This window comes from Inquilinus ginsengisoli, from assembly GCF_050434925.1.
Classification (GTDB): domain Bacteria; phylum Pseudomonadota; class Alphaproteobacteria; order DSM-16000; family Inquilinaceae; genus Inquilinus; species Inquilinus ginsengisoli_B.
The window spans coordinates 6199590-6213171 of sequence record NZ_JBNDJK010000001.1 but is presented as its reverse complement, the minus strand read 5'-3'; the positions used below and the strand labels follow the sequence as shown (position 1 = coordinate 6213171).

Genomic DNA, 13582 nt, shown 5'->3' with positions numbered 1-13582 from the left:
GGCGCTATTCGCAGCTTCAAGCGGTGCCCAGCGGCGTCGCCCATTGGCGTCGCAACGACTCCCGGTTCAGCGCGAACCATTGCAGCGCGATCAGGGTGATGGCGTTCTGGATCCGGCCCTCGGCCAGCAGCGCCAGGGCGTCGTCCGCCGCCATCGGCAGGATGCGGATGTCCTCCTGCTCGGTCGCCAGCCCGTGCAGGCTGCCCTCGGCCGGTGCCGCGACCCGGCCGCAGAACAGGCTGACCCATTCGTTGAAGCCGCCGGGGCTGGTGGCGAACTCGCCGACCGGCAGCAGCTCGGCGACGGCCAGGCCGGTCTCCTCCTGCGTCTCGCGGGCGGCGGAATGCTCCGGCGACTCGCCGGCGTCGATCAGCCCGGCCGGGATCTCGATCATCCAGCCCGGCCGGTCGGTGATCCAGGCGCCCAGCCGGAACTGCTCCAGCAGCACCACCCGGTCGGCGACCGGGTCGTAGGGCAGCAGGGCGGCGGCCGGGCGGCGCAGCACCAGCTCGCGCGCCAGCGGCTCGGTCCAACCCCCGTCGAAGCGGCGGTGGCGCAGCTGCAGCCGGTCCAGCCGGAAGAAACCGGCATACTCCGTCCGCCGCTCGATCAGCTCGACATCGGCGTCATTGTCGAAGGCCACTCTCATACACTCCATGCGGGCTCGGCCGGACGATAGCGGCGCGGCTGCCCGGACGCCACGACGCTCCACGCCGCAGGGCCGGGATTAAGGTTTGACGCCGCGGCGGAACGATCGCGATACTTCCGGCCGGGCCCGGTTGGCTGCGATGTCGCGGACGAACGCTTCGCCGTCGCCAGGGGAAACAACGGGATCGCCCATGGGCCGTCTAATGGCCTTGTTGCGGGCCGAGGCTTCAGAAACGCAAGAAAGCGTCGCCCCACAGGGTGGTTCCAAGCGTCTCGACAGGGAGAGCCTGATGGATATCAAGGATCTGGGTAAGGTTCACGTCGCGATTCCGAAGCTGGCCGAGGATCTGCGCGACGGGAGGCTCGACCGACGCGAGTTCCTGCGCACTTCGGTGCTGCTCGGCCTGGCGATTCCGACTGCGTATTCCGTGGCATCGGTGCTGACCGGCGAGCCGCTGATGCCGCAGGCTGTGGCGCAGGAGACGCCGCGCAAGGGCGGCACGCTGCGGGTCGGCATCTTCGTCATGGATGCCAGCGACCCGGCGATCTACGACTGGTCGGAGAAGGGCAATTCCGCACGCCAGCTGATCGAGCCGCTGGTGCGGATCGGCACCGACAACCTCTCCCACCCCCATCTCGCCGAGAAGTGGGAGGCGAATGACGACGTCACGGTGTGGACGCTGTCGCTCCGCAAGGGGGTGAAGTGGAGCAACGGCGACGATTTCAACGCCGACGACGTGATCAAGACCTTCGAGCGCTGGCTCGACAGCAAGACCGGCTCCTCCAACCAGGGGCGGTTCAGCGGCCTGACGGTGAAGGAAGGCGACACCATCAAGATCGCGCCGAACGCGCTGGAGCGGGTGGACGACCATACGGTGCGCTTCCACTTCCAGAACGCCATGCTCTCCTTCCCGGAGAGCCTGGGCGACTATCCGGCGCTGATCACCCATCGCGACTTCGCCACCAAGTTCGAAGCTAACCTGATCAAGAACCCGATCGGCACCGGCCCCTTCAATCTGAAGGAATACTCGGTCGGCCAGCGCGCGGTGTACACCAAGAAGGCCGATTACTGGGGCGGCGAGCCCAATGTCGACGAGCTGCAGTTCATCGACCTCGGCGCCGACCCGGCGGCGGAGCTGGCGGCCCTGTCCTCGGGCCAGGTCGACCTCCTCTACAAGCTCGACCCCAACCTGCTGCCCGGCTACCAGGCCAATCCGCAGTTCAAGGTCTATGACAAGGACACGGCGATCGTCGGCGTCGCCCGCATGCGGGTGACCGAGAAGCCGTTCGACGACAAGCGGGTGCGCCAGGCGGTGCAGGCCTGCATCGATCACGACCGGCTGCTGCAACTGGCCTATCAGGGCCTCGGCATCGCCGGGCAGGACTTCCATGTCGCGCCGATCCACCCCGAATACACCGATCTCGGCCCGATCAAGCAGGACTACGAGAAGGCCAAGAAGCTGCTGGCCGAGGCCGGCCATCCGAACGGCCTGGACATCGAGATCAACTGTGTCGACGACCCGAAATGGGAAGGCCAGATCGGCGTGGTGCTGTCGGAGATGGTGAAGCCGGCCGGCATCAACCTGAAGGTCAACATCCTGCCCGGCGGCACCTATTGGGATCGCTGGACCGCCTGGCCGTTCAGCGTGACCCAGTGGACCACCCGGCCGCTCGGCGTGCAGGTGCTCGACGTCGCCTACCGCAAGGGCGCGTCCTGGAACGAGACCGGCTACGACAATCCGGAGTTCGAGAAGCTGCTGAACCAGGCGCAGGCCACGATCGACGTGCCGAAGCGCAAGGAGATCGTGAAGCAGATCGAGCAGATGCTGCAAGACGACGCCATCACCATTATCCCGTTCTGGCTCAAGATCTACACCGCCAGCACGGACAAGGTGCAGGGCTTCGCCTACCACTTCGCCCGCGAGATGTATTTCGACAAGGTGTGGCTGTCGGCGTGAGGACACAGACCAGAGGCATCGGACGGGGGCGCGTCACGCGCCCCCGGACCGGAAAGCGCGGGGAGGCGGTCTAGCGATGCTGATCTTCCTCGCCAAACGCGCCTTCTTCATGATCCTGACCATGCTGGCGGTGTCGCTGCTGGTCTTCCTCCTGCTCGAGGTGAACGGGTCGTCGGTGGCGGTGAAGGTCCTCGGCCCCTACAGCTCGCAGGAGCAGCGGCAGCTGTGGCTCGAGGCGCATGGCTATTTCGCGCCCTGGTACGAACGCTATTTCGCCTGGCTCGGCCGCATGGCCAGCGGCGATTTCGGCGACAGCCTGCGCTTCAAGACATCGGTCGCCTCGGTGCTCTGGCCCCGGCTGGAGAACACCGCGATCCTCGCCGGCTGCGTCTTCCTGATCATGGTGCCGGTCTCGGTCGTGCTCGGCGTGCTCGCCGGCATGCGCGAGGGCTCGGCCACCGACCGCTCGATCTCGGTGCTGTCGATCGTCACCACCTCGATCCCGGAATTCGCCTCGGCGACCTTTCTGTCCTTCCTGTTCGTGCTGGTCCTGAAATGGCTGCCGGGGACCAGCGGCATGAGCCAGGGCTTCGACGTCCTGCAGCTGGTCATGCCGGTCGCGGTGCTGGTGCTGTACGATTTCGGCTACGTCACCCGGATGATGCGCGCCTCGATGGCCGAGGTGATGCAGAGCCCGTATATCCGCACCGCGGTGCTGAAGGGCATCCCCTACCACCGTGTGATCATGCGCCACGCCCTGCGCAACGCCCTGATCGCGCCCTTCACCGTGATCGTGCTGCAGATCAACTGGCTGCTGTCAGGCGTGATCGTGGTCGAGGCCTTCTTCGGCTACAAGGGTTTCGGTGCCCTGCTGCTGGAAGCCTCGCTGAACCAGGACATCTACCTGATCCAGGCCTGCGCCATGGTCTCGGTCTTCGTCGCCGTGGCGACTCAGACCATCGCCGATGTCGGCTACACCTACCTCAACCCGCGCATCCGCTTCACCTGAGGGGTCGGAATGGCCGAGATTTCGCTGCCGCCACCATCCTCGCTGAGCCGCAACCCGATCTTCCGCGCGCTGCGCTCGGTGCTGCTGCTGCGCGAAAGCTGGGTCGGCGTGATCGGCGTGCTGATCGTGGTGTTCTGGATCGTGCTGGCGCTGCTGGCGCCGGTGATCGCGCCGTTCCCGCCGAACCAGAACCTGCTGCCGTTCAAGCCGCCCGGCACCGTGGCGCCGGATGGCGGGGTGTTCTGGCTCGGCACCGACCAGCTCGGCCGCGACATCCTCAGCCGGGTGATCTGGGGCGCGCGCCGGGTGCTGATTTACGCCCCGCTGGCCACCGCCTGCGCCTATGCGCTCGGCGTCACCATGGGGCTGCTGGCGGGTTATAAGCGCGGCCTGTGGGACGACGTGCTCAGCCGGATCGGCGACATCATCCTGTCCTTCCCGATCCTGGTGCTCTACGTCGTCATCATCACCACCTTCGGCCCGTCCGGCATCAACATCGTGCTGGCGGTGACCTGCGCCAGCGCCCCCGGCATCATGCGCATCGTCCGCGGCCTGACCCTGGACCTGCGCAACCGCGACTACGTCGCCGCGGCGCAGACCCGGGGCGAATCCTCGCTCTACATCATGTTCGTCGAGATCCTGCCGAATGCCCGCGGGCCGCTGATCGTCGATGCCTGCCTGCGCCTGGGCTACACCATCATCACCATCGGCGTGCTGGGCTTCCTCGGCCTCGGCCTGCCGCCGCCGGACCCGGACTGGGGCGGCATGGTCAACGAGACCCGCGCCATGGCGGCCTTCGCGCCCTGGATGACGGTCTTTCCCTGCATCGCCATCTCCTCGCTGGTCCTCGGCCTGAACCTGCTGGCCGACGGGTTGCGCGAGATCTCCCTGAAGGATTGAGGCGATGACGGTCGAGCTGATCCCGCCGCGCGACACCTCCACCCCGATCCTGGAGATCGACAAGCTCTCGATCTCCTACCTCACCCGCGCCGCCGAGATCCCGGCGGTGGTCGACTTTTCGCTCACCGTCCGGCCCGGCGAATGCGTCGGCCTGGTCGGCGAGAGCGGCTGCGGCAAGTCGACCGTGGCGATGGCGATCATGCGCTATCTCGGCCGCAACGGCCGCATCGCCGGCGGCACCATGAAGTTCCGCGGCCGCGACCTGATGGCGATGTCGGAGGAGGAACTGCGGCGGGTCCGCGGCGCCGAGATCGCCATGGTCTACCAGGAGCCGATGGCGGCGCTGAACCCGGCGCTGCGGATCGGCGACCAGCTGGCCGAGGTGCCGCTATGCCACGAGCCCGGCTGCACCCGCGAGCAGGCGCTGACCCGGGCGCGCGACATGCTGGCCCGGGTCCGGCTGGGCGACCCCGACCGGGTGCTGCAGGCCTATCCGCACCAGATCTCGGGCGGCCAGCAGCAGCGCGTCGTCATCGCCATGGCGCTGCTGTCCAACCCGTCGCTGCTGCTGCTGGACGAGCCGACCACCGCGCTCGACGTCACGGTCGAGGCCGGCATCGTCGACCTGATCGCCGAGCTCGGCCGGACCCTCGGCACCGCCATGCTCTACATCAGCCACAATCTCGGGCTGATCCGTGAGACCTGCGACCGGGTCTGCGTCATGTATGCCGGCCAGGCGGTGGAGGAGGGGACGATCGACCAGATCTTCGCCGCCCCGCGCCATCCTTACACCCAGGGCCTGTTCGGCTGCATCCCGACCCCGGGGCGCGACAAGACCAGCCGGCCGCTGGTGCCGATCCGCGGCCAGCTGCCGCTGCCGCAGAACCGGCCGAAAGGCTGCTGGTTCGGGCCGCGCTGCGACCATTTCCAGCCGGGCCGCTGCGACGCCGCGCCGGTGCCGATGCTGCCGGCCAGCGAGACCCGCGGGGTGCGCTGCCTGCGCTGGCAGGAGATCGAGGCGCTGCCGCCGGTCCCGGCGCCGCTCGAGGTCATGCCCGCCGCCGTCGCCGCCGTCGCCAACGACCTGCCGGTGCTGCAGGTCGCGGCGATGCGCAAGCACTACCCGATCTACGACAGCTCGATCGCCGCCCTGTTCGGCAGCGACCGCACCCGCTACGTCCGCGCCAACGAGGCGATCAGCTTCGAGGCCAAGAGTGGCCAGACCGTCGCCATCGTCGGCGAAAGCGGCTGCGGCAAGTCGACCTTCGCCCGGGTGCTGATGGGGCTGGAGACGGCGACCGACGGCAGCGTCTCCTTCCGCGGCACCGATATCGGCCGCAAGCCGGTGCAGCAGCGCGACGCCAAGCTGCTGTCCTCGCTGCAGATGGTGTTCCAGAACCCGAACGACACGCTGAACCCCAGCATGAGCGTGGGCCAGCAGATCGGCCGGGTGATCCGCAAATTCGGCATCAAGAAGGGCCGGCGCAACGTCGAGGAGGAGGTGCTGCGCCTGCTCGACCTGGTCAAGCTGCCGCGCGCCTTCATCGACCGTAAGCCGCGCCAGCTCTCCGGCGGGCAGAAGCAGCGCGTCGGCATCGCCCGCGCCTTCGCCGGCGCCCCGGCCATGGTGGTGGCGGACGAGCCGGTCTCGGCCCTCGACGTCTCGGTCCAGGCCGCGGTCACCGGCCTTCTGGTCGACATCCAGCGCCGCTCCGGCACCACGCTTCTGTTCATCAGCCACGATCTCGGCGTGGTGCGCTACCTGGCCGACCGGGTGGTGGTGATGTATCTCGGCCAGATCATGGAGCAGGGGACGACCGACGCCGTCTTCCAGCCGCCCTACCACCCCTACACCGAGGCGCTGCTGGCCGCCGTGCCGGTCGCCGACCCGACGATCGAGAAGAAGCGCATCATCCTGGAAGGGCCGCTGCCCAGCCCGCTGGACCCGCCGCTGGGCTGCCCGTTCCACACCCGCTGCCCGCGCAAGCTCGGCAGCATCTGCGAGAGCGAGGCGCCGCCGGAACGCGCCGGCATCGATGGCCATCTCATCCGCTGCCACATTCCGCTGACGGACCTCGAGGCGGTGGAACCCGTGCTGGGGCGTGCGGGTTAAAGAGGCCTGGTGCAAATCGCCTTATGCGGGTATTGCGGCCGAGTTCTTCGCGGCATACTATAGTATGAGGCGGGCCGGGTTCGACACTGCGGCACATAGGGGGACCGCACCAGATCGATCGTTCGCGATCGCATTGGTGCCGGGCCGTGCCCGCAGGAGGAACTATGAGTATGGCGACCCGCGGCTTGGACCGACAGCGCCGACGCAAGACCATCACCGAAGATGGCCCGGACCCGGTGGACATCCATGTTGGTACCCGACTGCGCCAGCGCCGCACCCTTCTGGGGATGAGCCAGGAGAAGCTGGCTGCGGCCTTCGGCGTGTCCTTTCAGCAGATTCAGAAATATGAGCGCGGTGCCAACCGCGTCAGCGCCAGCCGGTTGCACCAGCTGACGCGCATCCTCAACGTGCCGGTCGGCTATTTCTTCGAAGGCATGACCGACGTCCCGCAGAACGGCTCCGCCCACCATCCGGCGCATGACAACGAGATGGTGGCCAGCCGCGAAACGCTGGAGCTGGTGCGGGCCTATTACCGGATCGAGGATGCGACGGTCCGCCGCCGCCTGGTCGACCTGCTGCGCTCGCTCGGGCCGGAAGCCGCCACCGAGCACTGAGGCAGGCCGCCCGGACGGCGTTTCAGGCTGGCGTCTGGGCCGGGGCGGGGCTACATCAGCCCTGTTCCGATACAGCCGAGGCTTGCCCGTGTCGCTTCCCTTCGTCGACCTCAAGCAGCAATACGCCCGCCTGAAGCCCCTGATCGACGCCCGCATTCATGCGGTGCTCGACCACGGCCAGTACATCCTGGGGCCAGAGGTGGCGGAGCTGGAAGGCGAGCTGGCGCAGCGGGCCGGCGCCCGCCACTGCCTGACGGTGGCCAGCGGCACCGACGCGCTGATCATGCCGCTGATGGCGCGTGGCATCGGTCCCGGCGACGCCGTCTTCGTCCCGGCCTTCACCTTCACGGCGACGGCCGAGGCGATCCTGCTGCTCGGTGCCGCGCCGGTCTTCGTCGATGTCGATCCCGCGACCTATCTGGTCGACCTGGCCGATCTCGAGCGCCGCATCGCCGCCACCAAGGCCGCCGGCAAGCTGGCGCCGAAGGCGGTGATCGCGGTCGACCTGTTCGGCCTGCCGGTCGACTATCCCAGGCTGCAGGCGCTGGCCGACGCGCATGACCTGCTCGTGATCGACGATGCGGCGCAGAGCTTCGGCGGCGCCTTCCACGGCCGCCCGGTCGGGTCGCTGGCGCCGGTCACCGCCACCAGCTTCTACCCGGCCAAGCCGCTCGGCTGCTACGGCGACGGCGGTGCCATCTTCACCGATGACGACGAGCTGGCGGCCATCCTTAAGTCGATCCGCGTCCATGGTGAGGGCGCCAGCCGCTACGACACCGTGCGGGTCGGCCTCAACGCCCGCTTCGACACCATCCAGGCTGCGGTGCTGCTGGCCAAGCTGCCGAGCTTTTCCGAGGAGCTCGAGGCCCGCGACCGGCTGGCCCGGCACTATTCCGCCCGGCTGTCCAACCGGGTCCAGACCCCGGTGATGCCGGATGGGCTGGTCTGCGCCTGGGCGCAATACACCATCCGCGTGGCCGACCGCGACGCGGTGCGGGCCAGGCTGGGCGAGGCCGGGGTCCCGACCGCGATCTACTACCCGACGCCGATGCACCTGGCCGAGGCCTACCGCGCCCATGGCGAGGGCGAAGGCTCGCTGCCGGTCAGCGAGGCGCTGAGCCGCGAGGTGCTGAGCCTGCCGATGCACCCTTTCCTGTCCGACGCCGACGCCGACCGCGTCTGCGACGCGGTGATCGCGGCGGTCGGGTAGAACCTGAAAGCGCTGATCCCTCACTCGATGCAGCTTCCAAGAAAAACCGTCATGGCGAGCCCCGCAGGGGCGTGGCCATCCAGACTGTCGCCATGACGAGCGGCGGCTGAAAGACTGGATGGCCACGCTGCGCTCTTGAAGAAATTAAAACTTTCTTTCCCTTCCGGGGCCGCCCCAGCGGCGTGAGATGCTCGCCATGACGTGTCGGGGGCAGATGACAGCTCTCCGGGAACAGATCGGGCTGCGGCCCCGCCGATCCGGATTCACCGTCTCGATCAAAACCGTCATGGCGAGCCCCGCAGGGGCGTGGCCATCCAGCAGGCACCGGCCTGACATTGCGGTGAACATTCAGCCAAGTGCGATTCCGATTGACTGTATGTTCCCTTTTTGTTCTAGTGTAGGCATGGTCGATGCCATCCCAGCCGGGACTCCCTCTGCCGCTTCGCCGTCCCCCGACGAGCGGGAGGCCGAGGTGCTGTCCGGGCTGTCCAGGCTCGCCTTGGAGATGGCCCGGACCTTTCAGGCTCGAGGGCTCGCCGCCCTCGCGGCCGGCGATCTCGACCGCGCCGGCACGGCCGAGACCCGCTTCAGCACCCTCTTCCTCGCCATCCGCCGCGCCGTCGCGCTCAGGCTCCGCCAGCAGCGGGAGGACGCCGCCGCGTCGCCGGCCATGGACCAGGCCGCGATGCTGTCCGAGCTGATGGAGCTCGCGGAGGCGCTGGCCCGCGGCTTTCACGCCCTGGCCCTCGCCGCCCTCGCGGCCAACGATCTCGATCGCGCCGGGGAGGCGGAGACCCGCTTCAGCAGCCTGTTCCTCGGCATCCGCCGCGCCATCGCCCTGAAGATCAGGCTGCGGCAGCAGCGGGAGCAGGCGCAGCGTGAGGCCGAGCTCCGGCGCAAGGCCCGGCAGGACGAGAAGGACGGCCGGCGCCAGGCCGCCGCCCAGGGCGTCGCCGCCGCCATCGCCGCGGTTCCCGACGCCGAGGCCCAGGAACGGCTGACCGCCGATCTCCGGGAAAAGCTGACCGAGGACGAGCGCATCGACGTCGACCTTGCCGACACCGCCTTGCCGATCGAAGCCCTGATCGCCAGCCTGTGCCGGGCCCTCGGCCTGCCGCCCCCCGGGACGCCCCCGGCCGGCGGGCCTGCGACCGGCGGACCTGCAGTCGGCAGCCCCGCCGCCGCGGCGAAGTCCGGGGCCAATGTTCCGGGCGCCGGGTCGAAGGGCGAGCGCCGCAGGCACAACCTCGCCACCGGCGAGTCTTCAACCGGAACCGGCAGCCTGTCCCGGCACCGCCCGGGGACGACCGGCCGGACGCCGGCACCGGCCCGCCCGCCACGGCCGCACCCGATCCCGCTCCACCCCCGCGGGCCGCCCTGATCGGCCGGCGCCCGCCGAACGCCGCCGCCAGGACGACGAGCGCAACACGCCACCTGCAGATGCCTGCCCACATCCACCGGCACGGCCGACCGGAAGCCCGGTCGCCGTGGCCGGAGTCATGCGCGCGGTGTTCCCCGCGTGCCAGGGAATTTCGGAATTCCCCAACCAGTCATCCCCGCGGGAGCCAGGGCATCTCCACATCGATCGGGGACACCGACGGCGGGCTTACGAGCAGCCCGACCTCTCCCGCAAGCGGGAGAGGCAATCGGATGACGCCGGGCAGATATGTAGATGCCCTGGCCCGCGGGAGGGGAGGGGCTGCGCGCATCCGCGCGCGAATGGGCGGGCACCGAACTCGCCGTCCGTGGCGGGTTGCAACAGTCTGGGCCGGATTCCACCTCGATTCTTCCCGCTTCAACGGGTCGCCACCGCCACCGCGGCGCCGGCCATCACCGCGCCGGTGCCGCGGTTGATCGCCCTGAGCGCCCGCGGCGACCGGAACATCCGGCGGGCGCGCAGGGCCAGCACGACATACAGCGCCAGCACCGTGCCATAGACCACGACCAGCGTGGCGGCGAGCTCGGCGAAGCCGATCCAGGTCAGCCGCGGCAGGTCGATGATGGTCGGCAGCAGTGCCAGGTAGAACAGCGTCGTCTTCGGGTTGCCAAGGCAGACCGAGATCCCGGTCAGGAACAGCCGCACGCCTTCGCCACGCACCGGCTGCGCCTCGACCGGCGCCGCCGCCGGGGCGGTCCACAGCCGCCAGGCGAGATACAGCAGATAGGCCGCGCCGGCGTATTTGATCACCACGAAGACCGGCTGCAGCGTTGCCGCCAGCATGGCCAGGCCCAGCGCGGTGGCGCCGAGCCACATCAGGTCGCCGGCCACCAGCCCGGCGCAGAACGCCGGCGCCCCACGGCTGCCGCGGCCGAGCACCCGGGCCACCAGCGCCGCGGTGGTCGGGCCCGGGACGGCGCAGGCGACGCCGAGCGTGACGGCGTAGATCAGCAGTGTCGACAGGTCCATCGGCTTGCCCTCGCGAGTCGGCCTGAGAAACTTTGAGAAACGATTATGCCAAGGGCTGCTCCTTCTGTCTCACATCATTGAAAACACTCGACGTTTGAAGAATTCTAGTGAACTTAATCATCTGTAATTGTAGCGATGAGGATTTTGACATTTCTTTATTGCCTGTTCGCGCGCAATATCGGTGCCGGAAAAAGAGCGCTGCCCGATCTGATCCAGAGGTCATTCTGGTTTCATCCACGCATTCCGGGGCAGCCGAGATCATGTCCTTGTCGAGTCTGTTCCACCCCACCGCCATCATTGCAGCCGGCGCCGAGATCGGCCTGGGCACTCGCATCGGGCCCTATGCCGTCATCGGCGCGGAGGTGCGGCTCGGGTGCGACAACGTCGTCGGACCGCATGCCGTGGTCGAGGGCGACACCGAGATCGGCGATCGCAATCAGATCTTCCAGTTCGCCTCGGTCGGGGCGCCGCCGCAGGACCTGAAATGGGGTGGCGGCAACAGCCGGCTGCGGATCGGCAACGACAATGTGTTCCGCGAGCACGTCACCATCCATTCCGGCGCCGCGCGGCCCCTCGGGGTGACCAGCATCGGCGACGGCAACCTGTTCATGGTCAACTCCCATGTCGGCCATGACTGCCGCATCGGCAACCACACCCGCTTCGTCAACGGTGCGGGGGTCGCCGGCTATTGCGAGGTCGACGACCACGCCTTTCTCAGCGGTGTGGTCGCGGTTCATCAGTTCACCCGGATCGGCGCCCTCGCCTTCGTCGCGGCCGGCGCCATGGTGTCCCAGGACGTGCCGCCCTTCTGCCTGGCGCAGGGCGACCGGGCCCGGCTGGTGTCGCTGAACGAGGTCGGGCTGCGCCGCAACGGCTTCATCGAGGCGGATGTGCTGATGCTGCGCAAGGTGTTCCGCCTGCTGTTCCGCGGCGGCGGCAGCAAGGCCGAGCGGATGGCCGCGGTGGATCATGCCTATGCCGGCCGCCGCGGGGTCGATCAGCTGCTGCGCTTCCTCACCGATACCAAGCGCGGCCTGGCAGCGGCCTGAGTGCCAAGGGTCCTTCGTATCAGGCGCCCAGGGTCGGCGGCCGGCGGTGCCGGGTGGCGCTCTCATGGTCGAAGGCGAAGGACAGCAGGGCCGCCTCGCTCCACATCGTGCCGATGAAGATCAGGCCGAACGGCGCGTCCGACGCGGTGCGGCCGGCCGGCACCGTCACGCCGGGCAGGCCGGCGATGTTGATCTCGGAGACTGCGGTCGTCTCTATAACCCCGGCGCTCCCCGCCAGCGGCAGCTCGGCACGCATCTGCGGGAACACCAGCCCGTCGAGCCGCTCCCGCGTCATGACCTCGGCGAAGATGGCGAGATAGGCCTCTTTCGCCGCCAGGAACTCGGACAGGTCCGGCGGCGCCAGCGGGTCCGCCAGGCTGGCCCGGAGCGCCGGCAGATCGGCTATGTCGGAGAGCACGCCGTCCGGGCCGAACGGGTCCTCCGCCGCGACCGCGGCCCTGAAGGCGTCGAAGGACCGGATCGCGGCGTCCGGACCCAGTTGCTTCAGGTAGCGGTCCAGGTCGTAGGGCAGGCCTTCGCTGCCGCGCGGGTCGTACCCGTCGGCGGTCGGCAGCGGGCGGGCGATGTCGGCGAAGCCGGACCCGGCGAACGGATCCTCGACCAGGACCGCGCCCCGCGCCGCCAGCTCCCCGATCGCCCGCCGGTAGGCCGCGGCCATCTCGGGCGACAGCGGCTGGCGGCGCCATCCCGGCCCGTACAGGCCGAGGCGTCTGCCGCGCAGCGCCGCGGCGTCGAGGCCGGCGGCATAACCGGCCCGCGGCCGGTGCCCGATCCCGGCCACGGTCTTCGGGTCCTCCGGGCTGAAGCCGGCCAGCACGTCCAGCGTCAGCGCCGCGTCGCGCACGCAGCGCGCGATCGGGCCGACGACGTCGCGGGTGCTGCCGGCCAGCGGCATGACGCCGGCATTCGGCACCAAGCCGAAGCTCGGCTTGACCCCGACCAGCTCCTGGGCCGCGGCCGGGTTCTGGATCGAGCCGCCGGTCTCCTCGGCCAGGCCCAGCACAGCCATGCTGGCGGCGACTGCGGTGGCGGTCCCGGCGCTGCTGCCGCCCGGCTTCCGGCCGGGATCGGCGGCATTCAGCGTCGCGCCGGCCCAGCTGTCATCGGCATGGCTGCCCGACGCGCTCAGCACCGGGACATTGGTCTTGCCCAGGATGACGGCGCCGGCGGAGCGCATCCGTGCCACCACGGGCGAATCCGTCGCCGGGATCAGGTCGACGCCGCCCGCCCGCGCGCTCAGCATGCGCCAGCCGCCGGTGCTGGGCAGCCCGGCCATGTCCATGGTGTCCTTGACCACGACCGGCACGCCGGCCAGCGGGCCCAGCACCTCGCCCGCCGCGCGCCGCCGGTCGATCTCGTGCGCCTCGCGCAGGGCGTTCGGGTTCATCGTGATCACCGCGACATAGCGCGGGTTGTACCGGGCGATGCGGTCGAGGAAAGCCCGGGTCAGCGCCTCCGCCGTGGCGCCCCGGGCGAAGGCGGCCTGCACATCCGCCACCGTCATCTCGATGGGATCGATCGCGGACGGGATGGCTGTGGTCATGGCAGTTCCGGACAGGTGCGAAGCGACCGCATGCGTGCGGCCATCGGCCGAGCCGACCCGTGGCACAGCATCGGCCACAACGCAATGATGTGTAACAAATTTTGAGTTTG

At 69.2% G+C, this 13582-nt stretch carries 11 protein-coding genes; 8 read left to right on the top strand and 3 right to left on the bottom strand.

All coding sequences use genetic code 11. From position 1 onward, the window contains the following. Positions 1 to 16: 16 nt before the first annotated feature. Positions 17 to 643: an NUDIX domain-containing protein gene (locus QFZ27_RS29655; protein ID WP_429230054.1), complete on the bottom strand. Its 627-nt coding sequence runs from the start codon at positions 641 to 643 to the stop codon at positions 17 to 19. A 295-nt stretch (positions 644 to 938) separates the two neighbouring features. Between QFZ27_RS29655 and QFZ27_RS29650 the strand changes: the two genes are divergently transcribed. From QFZ27_RS29650 to QFZ27_RS29620, 7 genes are all read left to right on the top strand, one after another. Next, complete coding sequence (locus QFZ27_RS29650) at positions 939 to 2606, top strand: ABC transporter substrate-binding protein (RefSeq protein ID WP_429230053.1); 1668 nt, start codon at positions 939 to 941, stop codon at positions 2604 to 2606. A gap of 76 nt (positions 2607 to 2682) precedes the next feature. Next, a complete protein-coding gene (locus QFZ27_RS29645; protein WP_429230052.1) occupies positions 2683 to 3615 on the top strand; it encodes an ABC transporter permease in 933 nt (310 codons plus the stop codon). Between the two features lie 9 nt (positions 3616 to 3624). Further along, positions 3625 to 4515 carry an ABC transporter permease gene (locus QFZ27_RS29640; RefSeq protein ID WP_429230051.1) on the top strand — a complete coding sequence of 297 codons (891 nt, stop codon included), beginning with the start codon at positions 3625 to 3627 and terminating at the stop codon, positions 4513 to 4515. Between the two features lie 4 nt (positions 4516 to 4519). Beyond that, positions 4520 to 6628, top strand: coding sequence for a dipeptide ABC transporter ATP-binding protein (locus QFZ27_RS29635; RefSeq protein ID WP_429230049.1), 2109 nt, complete (start codon positions 4520 to 4522; stop codon positions 6626 to 6628). Positions 6629 to 6798: 170 nt separating this feature from the next. Then, entirely contained in the window at positions 6799 to 7242 is a 444-nt protein-coding gene (locus QFZ27_RS29630) for a helix-turn-helix domain-containing protein (protein ID WP_429230048.1), read from the top strand. 88 nt (positions 7243 to 7330) lie between these two features. Next, positions 7331 to 8452, top strand: a complete 1122-nt coding sequence (locus QFZ27_RS29625) for a DegT/DnrJ/EryC1/StrS family aminotransferase (protein WP_429230047.1) — start codon at positions 7331 to 7333, stop codon at positions 8450 to 8452. A gap of 472 nt (positions 8453 to 8924) precedes the next feature. Then, complete coding sequence (locus QFZ27_RS29620) at positions 8925 to 9833, top strand: hypothetical protein (RefSeq protein ID WP_429230046.1); 909 nt, start codon at positions 8925 to 8927, stop codon at positions 9831 to 9833. A gap of 414 nt (positions 9834 to 10247) precedes the next feature. Here the strand turns inward: QFZ27_RS29620 and QFZ27_RS29615 are convergent, their stop codons facing one another. Next, a complete protein-coding gene (locus QFZ27_RS29615) occupies positions 10248 to 10859 on the bottom strand; it encodes a LysE family translocator (protein WP_429230045.1) in 612 nt (203 codons plus the stop codon). Between the two features lie 260 nt (positions 10860 to 11119). On the opposite strand from QFZ27_RS29615, the gene lpxA reads away from it, so the two are divergent. Further along, positions 11120 to 11908, top strand: coding sequence for an acyl-ACP--UDP-N-acetylglucosamine O-acyltransferase (gene lpxA / locus QFZ27_RS29610; RefSeq protein ID WP_429230044.1), 789 nt, complete (start codon positions 11120 to 11122; stop codon positions 11906 to 11908). 19 nt (positions 11909 to 11927) lie between these two features. Here lpxA and QFZ27_RS29605 read toward each other — a convergent pair whose 3' ends face one another. Further along, positions 11928 to 13472, bottom strand: coding sequence for an amidase (locus tag QFZ27_RS29605; protein WP_429230043.1), 1545 nt, complete (start codon positions 13470 to 13472; stop codon positions 11928 to 11930). Positions 13473 to 13582 lie beyond the last annotated feature (110 nt).